Annotated in this window: 19 protein-coding genes; 4 read left to right on the top strand and 15 right to left on the bottom strand. The window is 65.0% G+C overall.

All coding sequences use genetic code 11. From position 1 onward, the window contains the following. Positions 1-11: 11 nt before the first annotated feature. The 6 genes from CAG29_RS16685 to CAG29_RS16660 are packed head-to-tail and all read right to left on the bottom strand — an operon-like array spanning position 12 to position 5,967. Entirely contained in the window at positions 12-1,754 is a 1,743-nt protein-coding gene (locus CAG29_RS16685; RefSeq protein ID WP_085694829.1) for an ABC transporter substrate-binding protein, read from the bottom strand. 47 nt (positions 1,755-1,801) lie between these two features. After that, positions 1,802-2,074 carry a DUF2160 domain-containing protein gene (locus tag CAG29_RS16680; protein WP_085580095.1) on the bottom strand — a complete coding sequence of 91 codons (273 nt, stop codon included), beginning with the start codon at positions 2,072-2,074 and terminating at the stop codon, positions 1,802-1,804. 10 nt (positions 2,075-2,084) lie between these two features. Beyond that, entirely contained in the window at positions 2,085-2,885 is an 801-nt protein-coding gene (locus CAG29_RS16675; protein WP_085579757.1) for a carbohydrate ABC transporter permease, read from the bottom strand. Positions 2,886-2,894: 9 nt separating this feature from the next. Next, on the bottom strand, positions 2,895-3,761 hold the full coding sequence (locus CAG29_RS16670) for a carbohydrate ABC transporter permease (RefSeq protein ID WP_085656379.1): 867 nt from the start codon (positions 3,759-3,761) through the stop codon (positions 2,895-2,897). Next, positions 3,758-4,873 (bottom strand): ABC transporter ATP-binding protein, encoded by a 1,116-nt coding sequence (locus tag CAG29_RS16665; protein WP_085579753.1) that lies wholly within the window; start codon positions 4,871-4,873, stop codon positions 3,758-3,760. Before CAG29_RS16665 ends, CAG29_RS16670 begins: the two co-directional genes overlap by 4 nt. After that, a complete protein-coding gene (locus CAG29_RS16660) occupies positions 4,873-5,967 on the bottom strand; it encodes an ABC transporter ATP-binding protein (protein ID WP_085630558.1) in 1,095 nt (364 codons plus the stop codon). Before CAG29_RS16660 ends, CAG29_RS16665 begins: the two co-directional genes overlap by 1 nt. Before the next feature lie 250 nt (positions 5,968-6,217). On the opposite strand from CAG29_RS16660, the gene CAG29_RS16655 reads away from it, so the two are divergent. Beyond that, positions 6,218-8,050, top strand: coding sequence for a sigma-54-dependent Fis family transcriptional regulator (locus CAG29_RS16655; protein WP_085694828.1), 1,833 nt, complete (start codon positions 6,218-6,220; stop codon positions 8,048-8,050). 201 nt (positions 8,051-8,251) lie between these two features. Here the strand turns inward: CAG29_RS16655 and cysS are convergent, their stop codons facing one another. After that, on the bottom strand, positions 8,252-9,634 hold the full coding sequence (gene cysS / locus CAG29_RS16650; RefSeq protein WP_085579747.1) for a cysteine--tRNA ligase: 1,383 nt from the start codon (positions 9,632-9,634) through the stop codon (positions 8,252-8,254). 18 nt (positions 9,635-9,652) lie between these two features. Further along, a complete protein-coding gene (locus CAG29_RS16645) occupies positions 9,653-11,350 on the bottom strand; it encodes a glutamine--tRNA ligase/YqeY domain fusion protein (protein ID WP_085694827.1) in 1,698 nt (565 codons plus the stop codon). Between the two features lie 253 nt (positions 11,351-11,603). On the opposite strand from CAG29_RS16645, the gene CAG29_RS16640 reads away from it, so the two are divergent. Further along, complete coding sequence (locus CAG29_RS16640; RefSeq protein WP_085579743.1) at positions 11,604-12,110, top strand: peptidylprolyl isomerase; 507 nt, start codon at positions 11,604-11,606, stop codon at positions 12,108-12,110. Next, the gene (lpxH, locus tag CAG29_RS16635; RefSeq protein WP_085579741.1) at positions 12,107-12,859 is read left to right on the top strand and encodes a UDP-2,3-diacylglucosamine diphosphatase; all 753 of its coding nucleotides are present in this window, start codon (positions 12,107-12,109) and stop codon (positions 12,857-12,859) included. Before CAG29_RS16640 ends, lpxH begins: the two co-directional genes overlap by 4 nt. A gap of 74 nt (positions 12,860-12,933) precedes the next feature. Here lpxH and CAG29_RS16630 read toward each other — a convergent pair whose 3' ends face one another. From CAG29_RS16630 to CAG29_RS16600, 7 genes are all read right to left on the bottom strand, one after another. Then, the gene (locus CAG29_RS16630; RefSeq protein WP_085579739.1) at positions 12,934-14,463 is read right to left on the bottom strand and encodes a DHA2 family efflux MFS transporter permease subunit; all 1,530 of its coding nucleotides are present in this window, start codon (positions 14,461-14,463) and stop codon (positions 12,934-12,936) included. 120 nt (positions 14,464-14,583) lie between these two features. After that, complete coding sequence (locus CAG29_RS16625) at positions 14,584-15,786, bottom strand: HlyD family efflux transporter periplasmic adaptor subunit (protein ID WP_085630565.1); 1,203 nt, start codon at positions 15,784-15,786, stop codon at positions 14,584-14,586. Positions 15,787-15,801: 15 nt separating this feature from the next. Further along, positions 15,802-17,271, bottom strand: a complete 1,470-nt coding sequence (locus CAG29_RS16620) for an efflux transporter outer membrane subunit (RefSeq protein ID WP_085630567.1) — start codon at positions 17,269-17,271, stop codon at positions 15,802-15,804. Then, entirely contained in the window at positions 17,261-17,743 is a 483-nt protein-coding gene (locus CAG29_RS16615; RefSeq protein ID WP_085579733.1) for a MarR family winged helix-turn-helix transcriptional regulator, read from the bottom strand. The genes CAG29_RS16620 and CAG29_RS16615 overlap by 11 nt, the downstream gene beginning before the upstream one ends. Positions 17,744-18,004: 261 nt before the next feature. Then, positions 18,005-21,679 carry a translocation/assembly module TamB domain-containing protein gene (locus tag CAG29_RS16610; protein ID WP_085694826.1) on the bottom strand — a complete coding sequence of 1,225 codons (3,675 nt, stop codon included), beginning with the start codon at positions 21,677-21,679 and terminating at the stop codon, positions 18,005-18,007. Beyond that, positions 21,676-23,400 (bottom strand): autotransporter assembly complex family protein, encoded by a 1,725-nt coding sequence (locus CAG29_RS16605; RefSeq protein ID WP_085694825.1) that lies wholly within the window; start codon positions 23,398-23,400, stop codon positions 21,676-21,678. The genes CAG29_RS16610 and CAG29_RS16605 overlap by 4 nt, the downstream gene beginning before the upstream one ends. Before the next feature lie 66 nt (positions 23,401-23,466). Next, positions 23,467-24,117, bottom strand: coding sequence for an N-acetyltransferase (locus CAG29_RS16600; RefSeq protein WP_085630571.1), 651 nt, complete (start codon positions 24,115-24,117; stop codon positions 23,467-23,469). A gap of 198 nt (positions 24,118-24,315) precedes the next feature. Between CAG29_RS16600 and xthA the strand changes: the two genes are divergently transcribed. Then, entirely contained in the window at positions 24,316-25,128 is an 813-nt protein-coding gene (xthA, locus tag CAG29_RS16595; protein WP_085579725.1) for an exodeoxyribonuclease III, read from the top strand. Positions 25,129-25,237 lie beyond the last annotated feature (109 nt).

The raw sequence follows: 25,237 nt of genomic DNA, 5'->3' as shown, positions 1-25,237 counted from the left end.
CGTCCCCGCCCTCACTTGCGCGCCGCCTCCCACGACTTGAGCAGTTCGTTGTAGCTCACGGTCTCGCCCTTGGGCTTTTCGTTGGCCAGTTTCGGCTTCGGTGCGCCGGGTTGGTCGAACCAGTATTGCGCATCGCGCTCGGGGTTCATTTTCGGCGCGCAGGTGGCCTGGGCCTTGGAGCGTTCCAGGCGGGTCATGATCGCGTCCTGATCCTTGGCCAGGCCGTCGAGGGCTTGCTGCGGGGTCTTGTCGCCGCTGGCGGCCTCGGCGATGTGGCTCCACCAAAGCTGCGCCAGGCGCGGGTAGTCAGGCACGTTGGTGCCGGTCGGCGTCCACTGGATGCGGGCCGGGCTGCGGTAGAACTCCACCAGGCCGCCGAGCTTGGGCGCCAGGTCGGTCATGGCCTGGGAGTTGATGTCCGACTCGCGGATCGGCGTCAGGCCGACGATGGTTTTCTTCAGCGACACGGTTTTCGAGGTCACGAACTGCGCGTACAGCCAGGCCGCGAGCTTCTGCTTCTCGGGCGTGGATTTCATGAACGTCCAAGAACCCACGTCCTGATAGCCCAGCTTCATCCCCTCTTCCCAGTACGGCCCGCGCGGCGACGGCGCCATCCGCCATTTCGGCGTGCCGTCGGCGTTGACCACCGGCAGGCCCGGCTTGGTCATGTCGGCGGTGAACGCGGTGTACCAGAAGATCTGCTGGGCGATGTTGCCCTGGGACGGCACCGGCCCCGATTCGGAGAAGGTCATGCCTGCGGCTTCCGGCGGCGCGTACTTCTTCAGCCAGTCGACGTATTTGGTGGTGGCGAACACCGCCGCCGGGCCGTTGGTGTCGCCGCCGCGGGTCACGCTGGAGCCCACCGGATGGCAATCCTCGACGCGGATCCCCCACTCGTCCACCGGCAAGCCGTTGGGCAGGCCCTTGTCGCCGCCGCCGGCCATGGAGAACCAGGCGTCGGTGAAGCGCCAGCCCAGGGACGGATCCTTCTTGCCGTAGTCCATGTGCCCGTAGATGCGCTTGCCGTCGATTTCCTTGACGTCTTCGCTAAAGAACTTGGCGATGTCCTCGTAGGCCGACCAGTTCATCGGCACGCCCAGCTCATAGCCGTACTTTTCCTTGAACTTGGCCTTCAGGTCCGCGCGCTCGAACCAGTCGGCGCGGAACCAGTACAGGTTGGCGAACTGCTGGTCGGGCAATTGGTACAGCTTGCCGTCCGGCGCGGTGGTGAACGAGGTGCCGATGAAGTCCTTGAGATCCAGGGTCGGCGAGGTGAAGTCCTTGCCTTCGTTGGCCATCAGGTCGCTGATCGCTTCGGTCTTGCCGTAGCGAAAATGCGTGCCGATCAGGTCGGAGTCGTTGACCCAACCGTCATAGATGCTCTTGTCCGACTGCATCACGGTCTGCAGCTTCTCCACCACGTCGCCTTCCTGGAGCAGGTCGTGAGTGACCTTGATCCCGGTGATTTCGGTGAAGGCCTTGGCCAGCACCTTGGACTCATACTCGTGGGTGGTCAGGGTTTCCGAGACGACCTTGATGTCCATCCCGCGAAACGGCTCGGCGGCCTTGATGAACCACTTCAGTTCCGCCAGTTGCTGATCGGCCGTCAGGGTGGACGGCTTGAACTCGCTGCCGATCCACTTCTTCGCCGCCTCCTCGTAGGCATCGGCCCAGGCCGAAGCGCTCAGACCGCTCAAGGCCAGCAGGGCCGCCAATGAAATGCTATGTCGCAGCTTATTGTTTTTGTCGAACATAGAGACCTCCTGTTTAAGTTCCGGAGCCGCATCGCCGAGCGATTCGGTCACCCCCAACGCATCACAGCCAACAGCCACACCACAGACAACGCAAACGCTATCCAGATGCTCCAACCGGTGACGCCGATCACCAGCAAATGCAGGTAGGCGCTGCCCAGAAGACCGATGAACAAGCGGTCGCCACGGGTGGTGGCGATCGGCAGGAAACCTTTGCGCACAACGCTTGGCGAACGCAGCTCCCAGGTGGTCATGGCCACCAGGATCAGGGCGATGACGCCAAAGAACGCCGCCGTCGGGATCGTCCAGCTCATCCATTCCATCATCGCCTCCTCATACCCGGCCCAGGGCAAAGCCCTTGGCCACGTGGTTGCGGACAAACCAGATCACCAGCATGCCCGGCAAAATGGTCAACACCCCCGCCGCCGCCAGCACGCCCCAGTCGATGCCCGACGCGGACACCGTGCGGGTCATCACCGCCGCGATGGGCTTGGCGTTCACCGACGTCAGCGTGCGCGCCAGCAGCAGTTCGACCCAGGAAAACATGAAGCAGAAGAACGCCGTGACGCCGATGCCGGAGCCGATCAGCGGGATGAAGATCTTCACGAAGAACTTGGGGAAACTGTAGCCGTCGATGTAGGCGGTCTCGTCGATTTCCTTGGGCACCCCAGACATGAAGCCCTCCAGGATCCACACCGCCAGCGGCACGTTGAACAGGCAGTGGGCCAGCGCCACCGCGATGTGGGTGTCGAACAGGCCGATCGACGAATACAGCTGGAAGAACGGCAGCAGGAACACCGCCGGCGGCGCCATGCGGTTGGTCAGCAGCCAGAAGAACAGGTGCTTGTCGCCCAGGAACCGGTAGCGCGAGAACGCATAGGCCGCCGGCAGCGCCACGCTCAGGGAAATCACCGTGTTCAGGCTCACGTAGTACAGCGAGTTGAGGTAGCCGGTGTACCAGCTCGGGTCGGTGAAGATCACCTTGTAGTTGTGCCAGGTGAAGTCCTGGGGAAACACCGTCAGCCCGCCGAGGATCTCGGTGTTGCTCTTGAACGACATGTTCAGCAGCCAGTAGATCGGCACCAGCAGGAACAGGATGTACACCAGCAGCGGAATCAGCTTTCTCTTGCTCATGGCCGGGCCTCAGCGGTTGGCGTCGTTGTGGGTCATGGCCGTGTAGAACAGCCAGGACACCAGCAGGATGATCAGGAAGTACACCAGCGAGAACGCCGCCGCCGGCCCCAGATCGAATTGGCCGACGGCCATCTGGGTCAGCGTCTGGCTCAGGAACGTGGTGGCGTTGCCCGGCCCGCCGCCGGTGAGCACGAACGGCTCGGTGTAGATCATGAAACTGTCCATGAAGCGCAGCATCACCGCGATCAGCAGCACGCTTTTCAGCTTGGGCAACTGAATGTGGCGGAACACCGCCCAGGCCGAGGCCCGGTCGATCCGCGCCGCCTGGTAGTACACGTCGGGGATCGCCCGCAGGCCGGAGAAGCACAGCAGCGCCACCAGCGACGTCCAGTGCCACACGTCCATCACCAGCACCGTGACCCAGGCGTCCATGGTGTTGGCCGCGTAGTTGTAGCTGATGCCCACGGCATTGAGGCCCGCCCCGAGCAGGCCGATGTCGGCGCGGCCGAAGATCTGCCAGATGGTGCCCACCACGTTCCACGGGATCAGCAGCGGGATCGCCAGCACGATCAGCACCACCGACGACCAGCGGCCCTTGGTCGGCATGGTCAGGGCGATGGCGATGCCCAGCGGGATCTCGATCGCCAGCACGCAGGCCGAATAGATGAACTGGCGCAGCAGCGAGTCGTGCAGGCGCGGGTCGAGCAGCACCTGCCGGTACCAGTCGGCGCCGACGAAGTAGCGGCTGGACTGGTCGAAGATGTCCTGCACCGAATAGTTGACCACCGTCATCATCGGGATCACGGCGCTGAACGCCACCAGCAGGAACACCGGCAGCACCAGCCACCAGGCCTTGTTGTTCTGCACCTTGTTCATGGCAGCACCTCGCTGTCGTCGGTGGTGTCGAGCAGGAACTCGTCGGCATAGACCATCAGCCACTGGGCCGGAAAACTGATGTGCGCAATGCCCTGGGGCACCGGCTTGTCTTCGGCCAGGCGCACCTTGAGCGGCACGCCGTCGAGGTTGAGGGTGAGGATCTTGTAGGTGCCGAGGTCTTCGACGTGCACGACCTTGGCCTGCAGGGCGTCCTCGAACGGCTCGTCCCAGACATGGACGAACTCGGGGCGGATGCCGACCTTGAGGTTCTTCCACTGGCCGTGCTCGATGTGGCGCTGCAGGGCCTCGGACAACGGCAGGTGGGTCGAGGCGAACCCCACCCCGCCGGGCTGCGGCTGCACCTCGATCAGGTTCATCCCCGGGCTGCCGATGAAGTAGCCGACGAAGGTGTGGCTCGGCCGCTCGAACAGTTCCCGCGGCGTGCCGAACTGGACGATCTGGCCGCCGTACATCACCGCGATCTTGTCGGCGAAGGTCGAGGCCTCCAGCTGATCGTGGGTGACGTAGACCATGGTGATGTTGAACTGCTCGTGGATCTGCTTGAGCTTGCGCCGCAGTTTCCATTTCAGGTGCGGGTCGATCACCGTCAGCGGCTCGTCGAACAGGATCGCCGAGACATCGTCGCGCACCAGCCCGCGGCCCATGGAGACTTTCTGCTTTTCGTCGGCGGTAAGGTTGCGGGCCTTCTTGTTCAGCAGGCTCTGCAGGTCGAGGACGTCGGCGATCTCCTGCACCTTGCTGTGCACCTTCGCCTCCGCCAGCCCTTGGTTGCGCAGCGGGAACGCCAGGTTGTCGAACACCGTCATGGTGTCGTAGACCACCGGGAACTGGAACACCTGGGCGATGTTGCGCTGCTCCGGCGACAGGTCGTTGACCGCTTTGCCGTCGAACAGCACATGACCCTGCGACGGGCTGAGCAGGCCGGAAATGATGTTGAGCAAGGTGGACTTGCCGCAGCCCGACGGGCCGAGCAAGGCATACGCGCCGCCCTGCTCCCAGACGTGATCCATCTCGCGGATCGCGTAGTCCTCAGGCCCCGCCGGGGTGCGGGTGTAGCTGTGGGCCAGGTGCTGCAAGCGGATCTCGGCCATCAGGCGACCCTCGCGACGCGCCGGCCCGGTGCCTGCACCAGACGGCCCTGCGCATCGAACACGAACAGTTTATGGGTGGGGATGTAGATGCGGATCGGCGCGTCGACGTCGTACTCGTGGACGCCCGGCAGGTGCAGCACCAGCAGGAAATGCTCGTTGCGCACGTGCAGGAAGGTTTCCGAGCCGCTGATCTCCGCCACTTCGACGGTGACCGCCAGCTCCAGGTCGTCATCGTTGCTCGGCACCAGCGAGATGTGGCTGGGACGCACGCCGAAGCGGAATTCGCCCTCGCCCACCGGGCGCAGGTCGACGTTCAGCGGGAAGTGCACGAAGTTGGCGAAGCTCACCTCGTTGCCGGCGATCCGGCCCGGCATCAGGTTGATCGGCGGCTCGGAGAACAGCTCGGCGGCCAGCACGGTCTTGGGCTGCTGGTAGACCTCGGTCGAGACGCCGCTCTGGATCACCCGGCCCTCGTGAAGGATGGTGGTGGTGCCGCCCAGGGCCAGCGCCTCGTTGGGCTCGGTGGTGGCGTAGACGGCGATGGTGTGGCGGGCCTTGAACAGCTCGCGCATTTCCTGGCGCAGTTCCTCGCGCAGCTTGTAGTCGAGGTTGACCAGCGGTTCGTCGAACAGGATCAGCTCGGCGTCCTTGACCAGTGCCCGGGCCATGGCCGTGCGCTGCTGCTGGCCGCCGGACAGTTCCAGCGGATGGCGCTTGAGGAACTTCTCGATGCGCAGCATCTTCGCCGTCTCCAGCACCTTGCCCTGGATCACGTCGTCGGCGATCCCGGCCTGGCGCAGCGGCGAGGCGATGTTCTCGAACACCGTCATGGTCGGGTAATTGATGAACTGCTGATAGACCATCGACACGTTGCGCAACCGCACCGGGCGCTGGGTGACATCGACGCCGTTCATCAGGATGCGGCCGCTGTCGGGCTTGTCCAGCCCGGCCATCAGGCGCATCAGGCTGGTCTTGCCGGACAGCGTGCGCCCCAGCAGAACGTTGAAGGATCCGGGTTCGAAGGTCAGGCAGGCATCGTCGATCCAGGTCTGGCCCTCGACGGTGCGGCTGACATGCTCCAGGGTGAGTGACATGGCTCGGCCTTTTTATTGTTGGAGTCCTGTGGCGTGTGCAGCAGAGCGACATTCGTGCCAGAAATCCCAAGCCGTTGATTTGTCGCGAAAATCGCCGAAAGCGCCGACAAACCCTGTTCATTGCTGAACACATTTGAACACCTCGGCGATTGACAATGAACACAGGTGAACAACACTCTACCGAGGCTTTCGCCCGGTTCCGTGGGCCCCATAACAACAATAAGAACGCTGCATCCGGAGGCTGACCGCCATGGCCGCACCCGCCCCGCCGCTGTCCCATGACGCCATCGTCCAGACCTCCTGGTCCCGCTGCCGCGCTTACGGCCTGAGCCATCAGAGCGTCCCGGCGTTCGACCAGTTGCCCGCCGCCGGCATCGCCCGCCTGCTCGACAGCCACCACTCGCTGGTGCAGACCACCCACCAGGAAGTGCTGCCCTACTACGAGAACATCCTGAGCAACTCCAACTGCCTGATCATGCTCGCCGACAACCAGGGCCAGGTGCTGACGTCCTGGGGCACCCAGCGCTTCATCGAGCCGAACCTGGCCCGGGGTTTCCAGGCCGGCGCCAGCTGGATGGAACGCTCCAGCGGCACCAACGCCATCGGCACGGCCCTGGCCTGCGAGCAGGCGGTGCACATCGAGCACGACGAGCATTTCCTCAAGGCCAACCGCTTCATGACCGGTTCGGCCGCGCCGATCTTCGACGCCGAACGCAAGGTGATCGCGGTGCTGGATGTCTCCAGCGACAGCTACCTGCCGCCCTCCCACACCCTGGGCATGGTCAAGATGATGAGCCAGACCGTGGAGAACCGGCTGATCCTCAACCTGTTCCGCGGCCAGCACTTCGAGCTGACCTTCAACACCGGGTTGAACAACCTCGACAGCCAGTGGGCCGGGCTTTTGGTCTTCGACGAAAGCGGCCAGGTGCTGTCGGCCAACCGCCGGGCCGACAACCTGCTGGGCCTGCGCCTGTCGCGGGTGAGCGTCGAAAGCCTGTTCCAGGTGTCGCTGCTGGAATTGATCAACCAGCCCGACGGCCTGCCGTTCGCGTTGCAGACCGCAGGGCGCAACCGCTTCCAGTGCCTGCTGAGGCGGCCGAAACAGGCGCTCGTCCAGCCCCGGGTGTTCGCCGAACCGAAGGCGGCTGCGCCCGCCGCCGTCAGCCTGGGCACCCTGCACTTCGGCGACAGCCGCGTGGAAAAGGCCGTGCGCCAGGCCGAACGCCTGCTGGAGAAAGACATTCCGCTGCTGATCCACGGCGAGACCGGCGTCGGCAAGGAGGTCTTCGTCAAGGCCTTGCACCAGGCCAGCTCCCGCAGCAAACAGGCGTTCATCGCCGTCAACTGCGCGGCGATCCCCGCCGAACTGGTGGAGTCCGAACTGTTCGGCTACGAAAAGGGCGCGTTCACCGGCGCCAACCAGAAAGGCAGCATCGGCCTGATCCGCAAGGCCGACAAAGGCACGCTGTTCCTCGACGAGATCGGCGACATGCCCCTGCCAACGCAGGCCCGCCTGCTGCGGGTGCTGCAGGAGCGTTGCGTGCAGCCGGTGGGCAGCGGCGAGCTGTTCCCGGTGGACTTGCGGATCATCTCCGCCACCAACCGCTCGTTGCGCGAACAGGTGCAGCTGGGGCGCTTTCGCGAAGACCTGTATTACCGCATCGGCGGCCTGACGCTGGAACTGCCGCCCTTGCGCGAGCGCAGCGATAAGGAGGCGCTGTTCAAACGGTTATGGGAACAGCATCGCGAACCCACGCAATGGGCGGGGTTGAGCCAGGAGGTGCTGGAATTGTTTGGCCGTCATCCGTGGCCCGGCAACCTGCGCCAGGTCAGCAGCGTGATGCAGGTGGCGCTGGCCATGGCCGAAGATCAACCGGTGCGACCCGAACACTTGCCGGATGATTTTTTTGTCGATCTGGAGATGGAGCCGGTGGAGACGATGGCGCCGTTGGGGATCGACCTGAACGATGCCGAAGCGCTGAACCGGGAGTTGCGGGCGGCCGGAGGGAACATTTCCCACTTGGCGCGGCGATTGGGGGTCAGCCGCAACACCCTGTACAAGCGGTTGCGCCAGGCTGAATGACGCACTAGACGGGCGGGCCTGATCGCTGGCAAGCCAGCTCCCACAGGGAATTGAGTCGTCCGCAAAACTGATGAACACCTGTGAAATCTGTGGGAGCTGGCTTGCCAGCGATAGCGTCAGCCCGGACGCCTCAGGATCCTGAGGCAGCAAAAAAACAAAACCCGCACAAGGCGGGTTTTGTTTTGCGGCAAGCAACGGCAATCAGTCAGCCAGACGCCAGGTCGTGCCGCCCTTGCCGTCTTCCAGCACCACGCCCATGGCGGTGAGCTGGTCGCGGATGCGGTCGGATTCGGCCCAGTCCTTGCCGGCCCGCGCCGCCAGGCGTGCAGCGATCAGCGCTTCGACCTCGGCCGCATCGACACGCCCTTCGGCGCCGGCCTGCAGGAAGTCGTCGGCCTCCAGCTGCAGCACGCCCAGCACGCTGGCCAGTTCCTTCAGGCGCGCCGCCAGACCGGCCGCCGCGTCGATGTCGCTTTCGCGCAGGCGGTTGATCTCGCGCACCATCTCGAACAGCACCGCACAGGCTTCCGGCGTGCCGAAGTCGTCGTTCATCACCGTGGTGAAACGCTCGACGAACGCCTCGCCACCGGCCGGCGCCACGGCCGGCAGGCCTTTCAACGCATGGTAGAAACGCTCCAGGGCGCCCTTGGCGTCCTTGAGGTTGTCTTCCGAATAGTTGATCGCGCTGCGGTAGTGGCTCGACACCAGCAAGTAACGCACGACTTCCGGGTGGTACTTGTCGAGCACGTCGCGGATGGTGAAGAAGTTGTTCAAGGACTTGGACATCTTCTCGCCATTGATGCGGATCATGCCGCAGTGCATCCACGCGTTGGCGTAGGTCTTGCCGGTGGCCGCCTCGCTCTGGGCGATCTCGTTCTCGTGGTGCGGGAACTCCAGGTCGCTGCCGCCGCCGTGGATGTCGAAGGTCTCGCCCAGGCAGCAGGTGGACATCACCGAGCACTCGATGTGCCAGCCCGGACGCCCGGCGCCCCACGGCGATTCCCAGCTCGGCTCGCCCGGCTTGGCCGCTTTCCACAGCACGAAGTCCAGCGGATCCTGCTTGGCCTCGTCGACCTCGATCCGCGCGCCGATGCGCAGGTCTTCGATCTTCTTGCGCGACAGCTTGCCGTAGCCCATGAACTTGCCGACGCGGTAGTACACGTCGCCGTTGCCCGGCGCGTAGGCGTAGCCCTTGTCGATCAGGGTCTGGATCATCGCGTGCATGCCCGGGATGTGGTCGGTGGCACGCGGTTCCATGTCCGGCTTGAGGATGTTCAGGCGCGCTTCGTCCTCGTGCATCGCCGCGATCATGCGCTCGGTCAGCGCTTCGAACGACTCGCCGTTCTCGTTGGCCCGGTTGATGATCTTGTCGTCGATGTCGGTGATGTTGCGCACATAGGTCAGGTCGTAGCCGCTGAACCGCAGCCAGCGGGTCACCAGGTCGAACGCGACCATGCTGCGGCCGTGGCCCAGGTGGCAGAAGTCGTACACGGTCATGCCGCACACGTACATGCGCACCTTGTTGCCGTCCAGCGGCTTGAAGGCTTCTTTGCTCTTGGTGAGCGTGTTGTAGATCGTAAGCACGTTAATTCCTTGACTGAATCACTGACCCCAGGAGTCGCGCAGGGTCACGGTACGGTTGAATACCGGTGCGCCCGGTTTCGAGTCCTTGATGTCTGCGACGAAGTAGCCTTCGCGCTCGAACTGGAAACGGTCTTCCGGCTGTGCGTTGCCGAGCGAAGGTTCGGCACGACAACCGGTGAGGACCTGCAGGGAGTCAGGGTTGATGTTGTCCAGGAAGCTGGCGCCGTCCTCGGCCTTCTCCGGGTTCGGAGAACGGAACAGGCGATCGTACAGGCGCACTTCGCACTCGACGCTGGCGGCCGCCGGCACCCAGTGGATCACGCCCTTGACCTTGCGGCCTTCAGGGTTCTTGCCCAGGGTGTCCGGGTCGTACGAGCAGCGCAGCTCGACGATGTTGCCGTCGGCGTCCTTGATGGCCTCGTCCGCACGGATCACGTAGCTGCCGCGCAGGCGCACTTCGCCGGCCGGCTCCAGGCGCTTGTAGCCCTTGGGCGGCTCTTCCATGAAGTCGTCGCGGTCGATGTAGATTTCCCGGGCGAACGGCAGGACGCGTACGCCCATGTCCTCTTTCGGGTGGCACGGCAGTTCGAGGTTCTCGACCTGGCTTTCCGGGTAATTGGTGATGACCACCTTCAGCGGACGCAGCACGCACATGGCGCGCGGCGCGCTCTGGTCGAGGTCGTCGCGGATGCTGAACTCAAGCATGCCGAAGTCCACCACGCCGTCGGAACGGTTGGTGCCGATCATTTCGCAGAAGTTGCGGATCGATTTCGGCGTGTAGCCACGGCGGCGGAAGCCCGACAGCGTGGACATGCGCGGATCGTCCCAGCCGTTGACGTGCTTCTCGTCGACCAGTTGCTTGAGCTTGCGCTTGCTGGTGATGGTGTAGTTCAGGTTCAGGCGACTGAACTCGTACTGGCGCGGGTGCGCCGGCACCGACAGGTTGTCGAGGAACCAGTCGTACAGCGGACGGTGGCCTTCGAACTCCAGGGTGCAGATCGAGTGGGTGATGCCTTCGATGGCGTCCGACTGACCGTGGGTGAAGTCGTAGTTGGGGTAGATGCACCACTTGTCGCCCGTCTGGTGGTGATGGGCGTGGCGGATGCGGTACAGGATCGGGTCGCGCAGGTTCATGTTCGGCGAGGCCATGTCGATCTTGGCGCGCAGCACGCGGGCGCCGTCCGGGAACTCGCCGGCGCGCATGCGGGCGAACCAGTCCAGGTTCTCTTCCACCGAACGGTCGCGGAACGGGCTGTCCTTGCCGGCCTCGGTCAGGCTGCCGCGGTATTCCTTGGCCTGGTCGGGCGTCAGGTCGCAGACGTAGGCCTTGCCGGCCTTGATCAGCTCGACGGCCCAGTCGTGCAGCTGGTCGAAGTACTGCGAGGCGTAGCGCACTTCGCCGGCCCATTCGAAGCCCAGCCATTTGACGTCGCTTTCGATGGCGTCGATGTATTCCTGGTCTTCCTTGGCCGGGTTGGTGTCGTCGAAACGCAGGTGGGTGACGCCGCCGAACTCCTGGGCCAGGCCGAAGTTCACGCAGATCGACTTGGCGTGGCCGATGTGCAGGTAGCCGTTGGGCTCAGGCGGGAAACGGGTGACGATCTGCGTGTGCTTGCCCGAGTCCAGATCCGCCTGGATGATCGGGCGCAGGAAATTGACCGGCACGGCTGGGCCGGTCTTGGCGTTCGAGGTCGGGTCGACGGTGGGCTTGCTCATAGGATCCTTGACGTACATGTGCGCGGCCGCCGTGAGGGGGCCAGACAAAACAAAGCCGCTATCATAGCCGATGCCGTCAAGGGGCTGACAGAGCAGGCCCCACAAAAGGAACGCATTTAATCGCGGACCGGTGAAAAACAGCCTCGAAATTCGCGCCCGTCACGCTAAACTGCGCACCTTGGCCGAAACCGGCTGAACCGGTGGCGGGGCCTGAGGCTCCAAGACCACGAATTCCTTATAAAGAGTAATGACCATGACTCAAGTCAAACTGACCACCAACCACGGTGACATCGTCATCGAACTGAACGCTGAAAAGGCCCCGATCACCGTGGCCAACTTCATCGAATACGTTAAGAAAGGTCACTACGAAAACGTCGTGTTCCACCGCGTCATCAAGGGCTTCATGATCCAGGGCGGCGGTTTCGAGCCGGGCATGTCGGAAAAGAAAGACAAGAGCCCGAGCATCCAGAACGAAGCCGACAACGGCCTGAAGAACGACAAGTACACCATCGCCATGGCCCGCACCATGGAGCCGCATTCGGCTTCGGCGCAGTTCTTCATCAACGCCTCCGACAACAGCTTCCTGAACCACACCGGCAAGACCGTTCAGGGCTGGGGCTACGCCGTGTTCGGCAAAGTGGTTGAAGGCACCGACGTGGTCGACAAGATCGAAGGCGTGTCCACCACCTCCAAGGCCGGCCACCAGGACGTGCCGAAAGACGACGTGATCATCGAGAAAGCCGAGATCATCGAAGCGTGATATTGCTGATTTCAGACTTGCATCTGGAAGAGGAGCGCCCGGACATCACCCGGGCGTTTCTGGATTTGCTCGCCGGACGCGCCCGCTCGGCGAGTGCGCTGTACATCCTGGGCGACTTTTTCGAGGCGTGGATCGGCGACGATGCCATGACTCCGTTCCAGCGTTCCATCTGCCGGGCCCTGCGCGAACTGAGCGACAGCGGCACCGCAATCTTTCTGATGCACGGCAACCGCGACTTCCTGCTCGGCCAGGCCTTCTGCAAAGAGGCCGGCTGCACGCTGCTGAAGGATCCGAGTGTCGTGCAACTCAACGGCGAACCCGTCCTGCTGATGCACGGCGACAGCCTGTGCACCCGCGACGAAGCCTACATGAAGCTGCGCCGCTACCTGCGCAACCCCGTCACCCTGTTCATCCTGCGCCACCTGCCCTTGGGCACGCGGCACAAGCTGGCGCGCAAGCTGCGCAGCGAAAGCCGTGCGCAGACGCGGATGAAGGCCAATGACATCGTCGACGTCACGCCCGAGGAAATCCCGCGGATCATGCAGGAACACGGGGTGAAGACCCTGATCCACGGCCACACCCACCGGCCGGCCATCCACAAGCTGCAACTGGGCGACCAGGCGGCCAAGCGGATCGTGCTGGGGGACTGGGACCGCCAGGGCTGGGCATTGCAGGTGGACGACAACGGCTTTGCGCTGGCGCCGTTCGATTTCGCTCCGCCGCCGGCGTTGCCTTCTCCCGCGCCTTAATCCTGCGGCGCCTGAACCGGCGTCATCGCCAGCAGGCTGGCGATAGCGTCCGCAAGGACGCCAAAGCGCACACCTCAGTGGCCGCTGGCCTCCGGCCCCGCCTTGGCGGAAAACGGCGGCTTGGCCAGCCACACGATCAGGATCAGCGCCATGAACCCCCACCCCAGCAGCGTGAAATAGTCCACGGTGGAAAGCATGTAGGCCTGGCCGGTCAGCACATGGTCCAGTTGCGCATACGCCGGGTTGCCCGCCCCGCCCAGGTTGTTCAGCGCCTCCCGGGTGGCCGGCTCGTAGGTGCTGATGCTTTCGCTCATGTAGGCATGGTGCTGGTCGGCGCGGCGGATCCAGATCCAGGTGGTCAGCGAGGCCGCGAAGCTGCCGCCCAGGGTACGCAGGAACGTCGCCAGCCCGGCGCCGTCGGCGATCTGGTGCGGCGGCAGGTCGGACATCAGGATGCTCAGGGTCGGCATGAAGAACAGCGCCACGCCGATGCCCATGAACAGCTGCACGAGGGCGACGTGCTGGAAGTCCACCTCGTTGGTGAACTCGGCGCGCATGAAGCAGCTCAGGCCGATCGCCAGGAACGCCAGCCCCGCCAGCAGGCGCAGGTCGAACTTGTGCGCGTACTTGCCGACGAACGGCGACAGCACCACCGGCAAGATCCCGATCGGCGCCACCGCCAGCCCGGCCCAGGTGGCGGTGTAGCCCATCTGGGTCTGCAGCCATTGCGGCAGGATCAGGTTGATGCCGAAGAACCCGGCGTAGCCCAACACCAGCACCAGCGTGCCGATGCGAAAGTTGCGGTGCGAGAACAGGCGCAGGTTGACCACCGGGTGCCGGTCGGTCATTTCCCAGATCACGAACACCGCCAGCGCCACCACCGAGATCGCCGCGCCGATGATGATGAAGCTCGACTCGAACCAGTCCAGGTCATTGCCCTTGTCGAGGATCACCTGCAACGCGCCGACGCCGATGATCAATGAGATCAGCCCCACGTAATCCATCGGCTGACGGCTGGTGACCACCGGCCGCTTGGCCAGTTGCTGGCGCACCACCATCACCGCGAAGATCCCGATGGGCACGTTGATGAAGAAGATCCACGGCCAGCTGTAGCTGTCGGTGATCCAGCCGCCGAGGATGGGGCCGGCGATCGGCGCCACCACCGTGACCATCGCCAGCAACGCCAGGGCCATGCCGCGCCTGGCCGGCGGGTAGACCGCGATCAGCAGGGTCTGGGTCATCGGGTACAGGGGACCGGCCACCAGCCCTTGCAGGACGCGAAAGCCGATCAGTTCCGGCATCGACGTGGAAATGCCGCACAGGAACGAGGCCAGCACGAACAGCATGGTCGCCCACAGGAACAGCTTCACCTCGCCGAAGCGCCGGCTCAGCCAGCCGGTGAGCGGCAGCGCGATGGCGTTGCTCACGGCAAACGAGGTGATCACCCAGGTGCCCTGCTCCGAACTCACGCCGAGGTTGCCGGAGATGGTCGGCAGCGCCACGTTGGCGATGGTGGTGTCGAGCACTTGCATGAAGGTCGCCAGCGACAGGCCGATGGTGCTGAGCACCAGGCTGGGCGGCGCAAAAGAGGCGTTATTGCTCATTGCGGATCCTTGGAGCCTGTTTGTAGGAGCAAGCGGGCGCGCGAGGGCGACGCTCTTGCCGGCATCTGCGTTGCCGGGATGGTCGCCTTCGCGGGCAAGCCCGCTCCCACAGGGAGGGTGTCAGCGTTGCGCGGTCTTGCTGACGGCGGCGCTGTTGTCGTGGATCAACTGGGTGATCATCGCGTCGGCCTCGGACAGCTGACGGTCATACACGCTGGTGGTGAACGACGCCTTCTGCGGCGGCTGCTGGGCCAGCACCGGACCGCTCTGGTCGTGCAGGTTGACCTCGACGTTGGTCGACAGACCCACGCGCAGCGGATGCTTGGCCAGCTCTTCGGCGTTGATGTGGATGCGCACCGGCACGCGCTGGACGATCTTGATCCAGTTGCCGGTGGCGTTCTGCGCCGGCAGCAGGGCGAACGCGCTGCCGGTGCCGGCGCCGAGGCTGTCCACGGTGCCGCTGTACTTCACGTCGCTGCCGTAGATGTCCGACTCGATCTCCACCGGCTGGCCCATGCGCATGTCGCGCAACTGGGTTTCCTTGAAGTTGGCGTCGATCCACAGTTGGTTCAGCGGGATCACCGCCATCAGCGCGGTGCCCGGCTGCACGCGTTGGCCCAGCTGCACGGTGCGCTTGGCGACATAACCGGTGACCGGCGCGATCAGCGTGCTGCGCGCGTTGTTCAGGTAGGCCTGACGCAGTTCGGCGGCGGCGGCCATCACGTCCGGGTGCGACGACACCACGGTGTCATCGACCAGCGCACTGGTGGTCTTGAGTTGCTGCTTGGCGTTGGCCAGGGCGTTCTGCGCCGAGGTCAGGTCGTCACGGGCGTGGGACAGCTCTTCCTGGGAAATCGCCCCGCCGGCGGCGAGGTTCTTGCGGCGGTTGAAGTTGTCCTGGGCCTTCTGCACTTCGGCCTGCTGGGCGTTGACCTGGGCTTTCATGCCGTCGACGTTGCTGTACAGGCCGCGCACCTGGCGCACGGTGCGGGCCAGTTTGGCCTGGGCGCTCTGCAGGCCGACTTCGGCGTCGTTCGGGTCGAAGTTCACCAGCACCTGGCCTTCTTGCACCAGGTCGCCGTCGTCGGCTCCGATGCTGACCACGGTACCGGTCACCAACGGCGTGATCTCGACCACGTTGCCGTTGACGTAGGCGTCGTCGGTGCTTTCGCTGAAGCGGCCGTAGAACTGGTGATAGCCCCAGACGCCGGCGCAGGCGACGGCGACCGCAACGGCCAGCCCCGCCAGCATCGCCTTGCGCTTGCGCGGGTTGCCGGTGTCTTGAGCGTTGTCTTGAGCTTGAGTGTTTTGCGCAGTGGCCATGGCAAGTACCTTGAATTAGTTGTGCGGCGTGGCTGGAACGGCGTTGGCTGCGCTCAGGGTGTCACCCTGGAAGCCGCCGCCCAGCGCTTGCATCAGTTGAATCGACAGGTCGATCTGCTCGGCGTTGAGGCTGGCCAGCTGTCGCTGGGCCTGCAGCAGTTGCTGCTCGATGCTGAGCACGTCCAGGTAGTTGCCGATGCCGGAACCGTAACGCTGGACGACGGTGTTGTAGGACTCCTGGGCGATCTCGGTCGCATGCTGCTGGGCGCCGATCTGCCGGCCGATGTCACGCAACTGGTTGAGGCTGTCGCTGACATCGCCCAATGCTTTCACCAGGCTTTTGTTGTACTGCGCCACCGCCAGGTCGTAGTCGGCGTCCTTGGCGTCGAGGTTGGCCCGCAAGCGTCCGCCGTCGAAGATCGGCACGGACAGGGTCGGCGCGATGTTGAAGAAGCGGCTGGCGGAACCGAACATCGCGTCGCCCAGCAAGGACTCGGCGCCGGCGGCGGCCGTCAGGTTCAGGTTGGGGTAGAAGCGGGTCTTGGCCGAGGCGATGTCCTTGCTCGCGGCCTCCACGCGCCAGCGTGCGGCCACCAGGTCCGGGCGACGGCCGAGCAGTTCGGCCGGCAGCACCGACGGCAGCGCCACGGCGCTGGCCTTGAGGACGTTCGGCCGGGCGATTTCGTTGCCGCGGTCCGGGCCTTTGCCGAGCAGCACGGCCAGGGCGATCTTGGCGCTGTTCAGGCGTTTTTCCGCGTCGACCAGGCTGGCTTCGGAGCTGGCCTCCAGGCTTTGGGTCTGTTGCAGCTGGTATTGGCTGTCGATGCCGGAACGCAGGCGCCGCTCGCTCAGGTCGAGCATCTGCCGGGTGCGCTTGAGGTCTTCGCTGGCCAGGTCGTGGACGATGTGCGCCTGACCGAGGTCGCTGTAGGCCCGGGCCACGTCGGCGGCCAAGGTCAGTTGCGCGGCCTGGCGGTCGACTTCGGCGGCGCGGGCCTGGCCCAGGGCCGCTTCCCACGCGTCACGCTGGCCGCCCCACAGGTCGAAGTTGTAGTTGAAGCCGGCGCTGAGGTTGCGCACGGTGGAGTACGCCCCGCCCTGCCCCCGCGGATCCTGGTCGCGGGCCAGGCGCGAACGGCTGATGCCGGCGCTGGCGTCGAGGGTCGGGTAGCGTTCGGCATCGGCGGCGGACGCGGCGGCGTTGGCCTGGTGGGCGCGGGCTTCGGCGATCTGCATGTCCGGGCTGTCGCGCAGGGCTTCGCGGATCAGGCCGTCGAGCTGGGGATCGCCGAGGCCGGTCCACCAGTCGCTTTTCGGCCAGGCGGCGGGCGACAGGGTCACGCCGTCGAGCGACTGTCCTGCCTTCAGGCTTTTGGCGTCGAGCCGCACGCCTTCGGTTTCGAGGCCGCTGTAATTGGCGCAGCCGGCGAGGATCATCGCCGACAGCAGCAGCGTCACGCCGCTGCGCAAGGTCTTACCGCTCATTGTGCTCACCCAGGCGCAGCACGGTGATCGAGTCCCCGGCGGCCAGCAGAATTTTCTTGAGGATGTGTTGCAGGGTCACCAGCTCGTCGGGCGTGATCGCCCCGGCCAGTTCGTTCATGGCGTCGGCGCCGATCTGCGGCAGGCGGTCGGCCAGTTGCTGGCCCTGCTCCGTCAGCTTCAGCCGCACCTGACGGCGATCGTCTTCGCTGCGCTGGCGGATCAGGAAGCCTTTCTGCTCCAGACGGTCGAGCATGCGGGTCATCGAACCGCTGTCCAGCGACAGGTGCCGGCACAGCTCGGCCGGTGTATCGACGCCGTACTGGGCCACGATGATCAGCACCTTGAACTGCGCGGCGGTGATGCCGTGGGGCTCCATGTGGGTGTCGATGATCCGGTCCTTGAGCAACGCGGCACGGCCCAGCAGCAGGCCCAGATGGCAGTTCTTGAATTCGTCGGGGGTGAAATGCTTCATTTGCGCACCTAATGACTGCCTAGGCAGTGAATGTGTGACGAGATATTACTGCTTAGGCAGCGAATGTCAACGCAATCGTTAGGTTGCTTTGTTATTAGTTGACTGCCGGACTGGGTCTTTGGTTGCACACAGGCGGACGCCATCGCGGGCAAGCCCGCTCTCACAGGGTTCGGCGTCGTGCACTAATTGTGTATACGACCCAGGAACCTGTGGGAGCGGGCTTGCCCGCGATGGGAACGACTCGGTTTCGGAGTGAGCGGCCTAGAAATCCCGCTTGTAGAAGATGTCCAGCGAACTGGCCACGCCGCTGGCGGCTTCGAGGTAAACCTTCTTGCTCAGTTTGTAGCGCAAGGCAATGGTGTTGGCCGGCTCGAACACCCCCACGCCGTAGCGCAGGCTGAGCTTCTCGGAAATGTTGCCGCTGGCCACCACGCTGGTGGTGTTGCCGCTGCCCTGGGTGTCGAGCTGGAAATCCTGGATCCCCAGGTTCTTGGCCAGCCCGCTAGTGACCCCGGAGCTGCCCATCAGCCCCAGCCCCAGCGCGGCCTGGGCGAGCATGTTGTTGTCCTCGCCGTTGCTGCTCAGCGGACGGCCCAGCACCAGATAGGACAGTGCCTGCTCCTGGCTCATCGCCGGCTCCGAGAAGATCTGCGTGGTCGGCTGTTCGGCGCTGCCGCTCAAGCGGATGCCGGCGATGACGTTGTCGGTCTGGCGGATCGCTTCGATGTCCAGGTACGGCTGGTCGATGGGGCCTGCGAACAGCAGCCGCGCCCGGCGCACGTTGAGGCGCTGGCCGTAGGCGCGGTAGCGGCCGTCGTTGAGCCACAGTTCGCCGCGGGTGTCGAGGTTGTCGCCGATGTGCACCTGGCCTTGCAGGTTGGCGGTGAGGCCGAACCCGGCGAAGCTCAGCTTGTCCTGGCCGACGATCACGTCGATGTCCATCTTCATGGCCAGCGGCGTTTTGCCCTCTTCGGTCTGTTGGCCGACGATGACTGTGTCATCGGAGACTTTCACGGTCGATGGCGGTAATTCGCGCACGGTGATCTCGCCCTTGGGCACCATCACCTTGCCGGCGATGGCCAGTTCGTCGCCGGCCATGGAAATCTTCAGGTCCGGCGCCACTTCCAGTTTGGCGTAAGGTTCGACCGTGACCGGCAACTGCGTGCCCTTGAGCGCCAGGTCGACCGCCAGCGCCTGGCCCCAGGCGACATTGCCGTTCAGGCTGCCCTGCCCGGCCTTGCCGCTTTTCCAGCCGCCGTTCAGTTGCACGCTTTCCCCGGCGATCACCGCTTGCAGCTGCAGGGCCTGCAACTCCATCGGCAGCTCCGGCCCCGAGACTTCGCCGTCGCTCAACTGCACGGTGCCGTTGACCTGCGGCGCCAGCAGGCCGCCGGACACCGTGCCGCTGCCGTTCAGGCGCCCGGTGAGTTTCTCGACCATCGGCACGAACGGCCGCGCCACCGACAGGTCCAGCCCGGTCAGGCGGAACGAACCGCTCAAGGGTTTATTCTTCGGCAGCGGGTTGAGCTGGGCCTGCACCATCAGTTCGCCCAGTTTGCCGCCGACGAAGTTGAGGTCGGTGTCGATCCGCTTGGGCGTGAGTTTGCTGGACAGGCGCAAGGTCTGGTACGGGAAGTCCAGCCATTGGTCCTTTTCACGCACGCGCAAGGTGCCGCCGCTGGCGTCGACGCTGATCAGGCCGTTGGGGCCGCTGGCCGGCAGGTCCAGTTGCAGGTCGGCGTTGAGCCGGCCCTGCCAGGCGAAATCCTTGGGCAGCCAGGCGGCCAGGCTTTCGATCGGGAATTGCTTGAGGTGGTAGCGCAGTTTCGGGTCGGGCATCAGACGCTGGTCTTCGCCGCACAGGCTGGCGTTGCCGGAGATCCAGCAATGGGCGCCGAAGTTGATTTTGCCGTCGGCCAGGCGTTCGAGCTTCGCCGGCCCTTGCAGCTTCCAGTCCTGGCCGCCGGCCTGGATGTCGCCGCTGGCCAGGCGCCCGCGCCAGTTGCCCTTGTCCAGATTGCCGTCCAGGCCCAGGGCCAGTTTGAGCTTCGGCCCGAGCAGGTCGAGGTTGAGCTTCTGCTGCCGGATGTCGCCCTGGCCGCTGACGGTCAGCGTGCCCAGCGAGGTGTCGCCGGCCTGAATGCCGCTGCCCTTGAGGTCGATCTTCGCGCGCTGCGCGCCGTCGAGGGTGGCGTCGAGGTTGAGGCTTTGCAGGCGGTTGTCCTGGAACGCCAGTTGCGAGCCTTGCAGATCCAGCTTGCCCTGCGGCGCCTTGAGCGTGCCGGCCACATCGACCCGGCCGTTGACCTGCCCGCGCAGTTGCGGCCAGAGCTGGGCCAGGCGTTGCAGCTTGATGTCGATCTGCCCGGTGAACTTCTGCTGCAGGCTGCCCTTGCCGCTGATGCTGTTGTCGCCGAGGCGGATCTGCAGGGCGTTGAGGTTCCATTGCTCGCCGGCGCCGTCGGCCTTGGCTTGCAGCACCGCCGGCTGGCCGCGCAGCTTGCCCTTGAGGTCGAGGTCGGCGTTGAGGCTCAGGCGTTCGCCTTTCATCTCGCCTTTGCTTTTCAGCGGCCCGGCCAGGGTGCCCGGCAGTTCCGCCAACCAGTACGCCGGGTTGAGGGCCGACAGTTCCAGCGCGGTGTCCCAGGCAATGCCGTCGGCGAACTGCACGTTCACATGGCCCTCGGCCTTGCCCTGCCCGGCCTCCAGCTTGAGTTGCGGCAGAAAGACTTGCTTGAGGTTGCCGCTGAACGGGCTGCTCAGGCTGAACGCCCCCGCCGGGCCGTCCAGGGCGGCGGCGAAATTGCCGAGGTACTGGCCGTCGGTGTAGGAGACTTCGCCGGTGAAGGTGCGCAAGGCGACTTGCGGCTCGTCGATCTCCGGGTAGAGCCGATGCCACGGGAAGTCCCGCCAGTCGATGTTGGCCTGGGCGCTCAAGCCCTTGCTCCAGTCGATATGACCGGTGAGTTTGAGGCTTTGCTTGTCGTTGGCGTTCAGGTCGAGGCCGGCGATCTGCGCGCCGCTGGCATCCACCTGGCCTTGCAGCACCAGCGCCACCGGGCCTTGCTCGGCGGGCAGCGTGGCGTTGCCTTGCAGGCGGTAGCCGTTTTTCAGGTCGCCTTCGCCGGTCAGCAGCAATTGGTTGAATTGCAGGGTGTCCGGCAGATCGGCGCTCGGCTTGAAGGCGTCGCTGGTGATGCGCACCTTGGCGGGCAGGTGTTCCGCCAGCGGCTGCAGTTCGCCGCTCAACTGGCCGTCGAGGTAGCCGTGGCTGTCGGCGTGCAGATTGAGGGTTTTCAGCAGGTCGCCGTCGACCTTCAGCGCCAGCGTCCACGGTTCGGTGCCCGGCGCCGGCAGCGTCAGCTGGCCTTCGACGGTCAGCGGCCAGTCGCCGGTCGGTTGCAGCAGGCCGGCCAGCTTCAGGCTCAGGTCGTCGCGCTGCAACTGCACGTTGTCGATCTGCATGCCCTTGGCCGTCCAGTGCGCGGCCAAGCGCAAGTCCTTGAGCTGTTCATTGCCGTCCAGCAACAGGCTGTCGACCTGCACGTCGCCCAGCTCGATGGCCACGGGCAGTTGCAGGTTCGGCAGCTTGACCGGGCCGCTCTCGGTGGTTTCCGTGCCCGGCGCAAAGTGCAGGCGCACCTGTCCGGCCTTGAGCTGTTCGATGCACAGGGTCATGCGGGCCAGGCACAGCGGCGACCACTCGAACACCGGCCGGTCCAGCTCGACCCGGTTGCCGTCCTGTTGCCACAGCAGGTGATCGGCGCTCCACTGCCCGCCGAGCCGGCCCTGGAAATTGTCCACGCTCAGGCCCGGCACCAGGCCCAACGCCCAACGGCTGCCGGTCTCGGTGCCGAGCACCAGCCCGGCGCCCGACACCAGCAAAAGCGCCAGCGCCCCGGGCGCCAGCAACGAAATCTTCACAGCACGCTTCACAGCTCAGGCCCCATCGAAAAGTGCAGCCGGATGCCGCCGTCGTCCAGCGCGTGGGCCAGGTCGAGGCGGATCGGCCCCACCGGCGACACCCAGCGCACCCCGATGCCGACCCCGGTCTTGAGGTTCGGCAGTTCGAGCTTGTTGAAAGAGTTGCCTTGATCGACGAAGGTCGCCACCCGCCACTTTTCGGCGATCGAGTATTGGTACTCGACGCTGCCGGCCACCATGTAGCGGCCGCCGATGCGGTCGCCCTTGGCGTTTTCCGGGGACAGGCTCTGGTAGTCGTAGCCGCGCACGCTCTGGTCGCCGCCGGCGAAGAACCGCAGCGACGGCGGCACCGACGTGTAGCCGTTGGTGGCGCTGCCGCCGACCTGCACCCGCCCGAGGAAACGGTGCTTGTCGAACACCGTGGTCAGGCCCTTGACCAGCGCCGTGCCGTACAACAGGTTGTTGTCCGAGCCCAGCCCTTCCTTCGCCACCTTGCTTTCGAACGCCAGGCGATAGCCGTTGTGCGGGTCGATGCGGTTGTCGCTCTTGAGGTACGCATAGCTGATGCCGGGCATCAGCAGGTTGCTGAGGCCGGAGTCATCGCCGAGCTGGTATTCCTCGCGCTGCCATTTCAGCGAGATCACCCGCTGCCAGCCGCTGGGCAGCTTGCTGTGCCACTCCGGGCCGAAGGTGAGCAGCTTGCTCAGGGTGTCGGAGCCGTCGATGTCTTCGTATTGGTAACCGCCGGCCCAGCGCAGCTTGTCGGTCAAGGGCGGGTCCAGCGGGATGTCGTAGAACAGCCCGACGTTCTGCCGGGGCGCCGACAGTTCGGCCTCCCAGCCGTAGCTATCGCCCTGGGGGTTGACCCAATGGCGCGTCCAGTTGGCCTTGACCCGCGGGCCGACGTCGGTGGAGTAGCCCAGGCCCAGCCCCATGGTGCGCGGCTTGCGGGTGTCGAGCTTGACGTCCACCGGGATCACGTCGTTCTTGGCCGCCGTCGGCGCGGCATCGACGCGCACGCCTTCGAAGTAGCCGCTCGATTGCAGGGCCCGGTTGAGTTCGGCGATCAGCTCCGAATCGTACGGTTCGCCGGCCTTGAACGGCACCATGCGTTGCAGCAGGTCTTCGTCGAACGGCGTGTCGCCTTCGAACTTGACCGGGCCCAGCGCATAGCGCGGGCCGCTGTCGTAGATCAGTTCGATGTCGGCGACGCCGGCGCGGGGATCGACCGACAGCTTCTGACGAGTGAAGCGGCCACTGAAGAAACCGTAGCGCGAGGCCTGGTTCTGGATCAGCCGCTTGGCGTCTTCGTAGCGGCCATGGTTGAGCACCGAACCGGGCTTGAGCGCGTCGCTTTTCGGTACGCGGAACACCTTGAGCGACGCGGCCGGGCCGTCGATGCGCACGGTGACGTTGCGCAGGCGCACCGGCTCGCCCGGATCGACCTTGAGCACCAGGCGCGGCTTGTCGCCGCCCTTCACTTCGCTGTCGATCTGCGGCTGGTAGTAGCCCAAGGCCTGGGCGGCCTTGCGCGCCTGCTCTTCGGCACCGCGGCTGAAGCGCAGCAAGGCTTCTTCGTCGCGGTCGCCGAGGCTGCCGATATAGCCTTCTATATTGGCCTTGAGTTCATCGTTGGACGGTTTGACCCGCACATCCAATTCACTTTGCGCCAGCGCCGCGCAGCTGGTTAACAGCAGGAGCACGCCACCGGTAAATCTTCCTGGAAACTTCATAGGCGCGGATGCTATCACGAGCTCGGGAGCGTGATAGAGCCTTGGGGTGCGCGGAAAGTTCGCCCCTCAAGCCGTTGCAGTATGTAACACCTGCGGATTGGCATGGAAAAACACATGCTCGCGCACCGGCCCGACCGCCACCTCACCGATTTCTTCATAGCCCTGGCGCTGGTAGAACGCCAGATAGCGCGGGTTGCCGCTGTCGAGCACCACGCCGCGGGAGTGCTCGTCCACCGCGCACCAGTTGTGCACCGCCTGCAGCAACTGCTCGCCGAAATGCTTGCCCTGGAACTGCGGGTGAATGCCCAGCAGCGGCAGCACATGCACCGCCTCGCCGGGTACGCAGGCCGCCACGGCGGCGTGGTATTCCAGGTAGCGCCGGGTGCAGCGCAGACCGGTGCTCAGCACCATGCGCAGGCGCCAGGCCCAGCTCTCGGTGACGCCCAGCCGCCGCTGCGGCGGCGCGATCAGGGCGATGCCGATCAGGCGGTCGTTGACCAGCAGGCCGATGGCCGGCAGCTCCTGGGCGAAATGCTGCTTGACCAGTTCGCGCACCGTGGCCCGCACCCGCTGCTCGTAGCCCGGGCGCTCGGCCTCGAACAGGTAGGCGAACGTCGGCTCATGACGGTAGGCCTGGTACAGCAGCGATCGCGCCTCGCGGGAATAGCCGCGGTCGAGCATGTGGATGTCGGCGATGGCGGTCGAGGTCTCAGGCATGGCGGTGATTCTCCCCGGTGGCGCGGCTGCGGCGGCGCTCTTGTTGGTACGAACCTGCCGGTGGCGGCGCAGTTCCCAAAAGGTATAGACCACGTCAGGACAACGCACATCTGACAGAACACCGCGAATCCCCCTACCCCACACTGGCCCCCATCCCACATGTCAGCTAGCATCGCCCTTTTGCCAGGACTGCCGACCATGAAGATTGTTTCCTTCAACATCAACGGACTGCGCGCCCGTCCGCATCAGTTGACGGCGCTGATCGAGAAACATCAGCCGGATGTCATCGGCCTGCAGGAAACCAAGGTGCACGACGACCAGTTCCCGCTGGAAGAGATCCGCGCCCTGGGCTACCACGTGCATTTCCACGGCCAGAAAGGCCACTACGGCGTCGCCCTGCTCTCGCGCCAGGCGCCCATCGCCGTGCATAAAGGCTTCGCCACCGATGAAGAAGACGCCCAGCGCCGCTTCATCTGGGGCACCTTCGCCGATGCCGACGGCACACAGGTCACCATCATGAACGGCTACTTCCCCCAGGGCGAAAGCCGCGACCACCCGACCAAGTTCCCGGCCAAGCAGCGCTTCTACAGCGACCTGCAACAGTTGCTGGAAAGCCAGTTCAAGAACGATCAGGCGCTGGTGGTGATGGGCGACGTGAACATTTCCCCGGAAGACTGCGACATCGGCATCGGCCCGGACAACATGAAACGCTGGCTGAAGACCGGCAAATGCAGCTTCCTGCCCGAGGAGCGCGAGTGGATGGCGCGCCTGAAGAACTGGGGCCTGACCGACAGCTTCCGGCACCTGAACCCGGACGTGGCCGACACCTTCAGCTGGTTCGACTACCGCAGCCGCGGGTTCGAGGACGAGCCCAAGCGCGGGCTGCGCATCGACCTGATCCTCACCTCCCAGGCCTTGCTGCCGCGGGTGAAGGCCGCGGGCGTGGATTATGAGCTGCGCGGCATGGAAAAGCCGTCGGACCATGCGCCGATCTGGCTTGAGCTGAGCTGATCCCCACCTGTGGGAGCGGGCCTGCTCCGGGCGGCGATAGCGTCCACCCCGTCGCCGCAACGGTGACTGAAACGGCCTCATCGCGAGCAGGCTCGCTCCCACAGGTTTT

Source organism: Pseudomonas sp. B7(2017), from assembly GCF_002112745.1.
Taxonomy (GTDB): domain Bacteria; phylum Pseudomonadota; class Gammaproteobacteria; order Pseudomonadales; family Pseudomonadaceae; genus Aquipseudomonas; species Aquipseudomonas ekonensis.
The sequence above is the reverse complement of the archived record's forward strand: the minus strand, read 5'-3'. Positions and strand labels throughout refer to the sequence as shown.

Excerpts from the sequence above, each read along its gene's own strand:
- CAG29_RS16685 (WP_085694829.1), bottom strand. The coding sequence starts at position 1,754 with ATGTTCGACAAAAACAATAAGCTGCGACATAGCATTTCATTGGCGGCC.
- CAG29_RS16680 (WP_085580095.1), bottom strand. The coding sequence starts at position 2,074 with ATGGAATGGATGAGCTGGACGATCCCGACGGCGGCGTTCTTTGGCGTC.
- CAG29_RS16675 (WP_085579757.1), bottom strand. The coding sequence starts at position 2,885 with ATGAGCAAGAGAAAGCTGATTCCGCTGCTGGTGTACATCCTGTTCCTG.
- CAG29_RS16670 (WP_085656379.1), bottom strand. The coding sequence starts at position 3,761 with ATGAACAAGGTGCAGAACAACAAGGCCTGGTGGCTGGTGCTGCCGGTG.
- CAG29_RS16665 (WP_085579753.1), bottom strand. The coding sequence starts at position 4,873 with ATGGCCGAGATCCGCTTGCAGCACCTGGCCCACAGCTACACCCGCACC.
- CAG29_RS16660 (WP_085630558.1), bottom strand. The coding sequence starts at position 5,967 with ATGTCACTCACCCTGGAGCATGTCAGCCGCACCGTCGAGGGCCAGACC.
- CAG29_RS16655 (WP_085694828.1), top strand. The coding sequence starts at position 6,218 with ATGGCCGCACCCGCCCCGCCGCTGTCCCATGACGCCATCGTCCAGACC.
- CAG29_RS16645 (WP_085694827.1), bottom strand. The coding sequence starts at position 11,350 with ATGAGCAAGCCCACCGTCGACCCGACCTCGAACGCCAAGACCGGCCCA.
- CAG29_RS16640 (WP_085579743.1), top strand. The coding sequence starts at position 11,604 with ATGACTCAAGTCAAACTGACCACCAACCACGGTGACATCGTCATCGAA.
- CAG29_RS16630 (WP_085579739.1), bottom strand. The coding sequence starts at position 14,463 with ATGAGCAATAACGCCTCTTTTGCGCCGCCCAGCCTGGTGCTCAGCACC.
- CAG29_RS16625 (WP_085630565.1), bottom strand. The coding sequence starts at position 15,786 with ATGGCCACTGCGCAAAACACTCAAGCTCAAGACAACGCTCAAGACACC.
- CAG29_RS16620 (WP_085630567.1), bottom strand. The coding sequence starts at position 17,271 with ATGAGCGGTAAGACCTTGCGCAGCGGCGTGACGCTGCTGCTGTCGGCG.
- CAG29_RS16615 (WP_085579733.1), bottom strand. The coding sequence starts at position 17,743 with ATGAAGCATTTCACCCCCGACGAATTCAAGAACTGCCATCTGGGCCTG.
- CAG29_RS16605 (WP_085694825.1), bottom strand. The coding sequence starts at position 23,400 with ATGAAGTTTCCAGGAAGATTTACCGGTGGCGTGCTCCTGCTGTTAACC.
- CAG29_RS16600 (WP_085630571.1), bottom strand. The coding sequence starts at position 24,117 with ATGCCTGAGACCTCGACCGCCATCGCCGACATCCACATGCTCGACCGC.
- xthA (WP_085579725.1), top strand. The coding sequence starts at position 24,316 with ATGAAGATTGTTTCCTTCAACATCAACGGACTGCGCGCCCGTCCGCAT.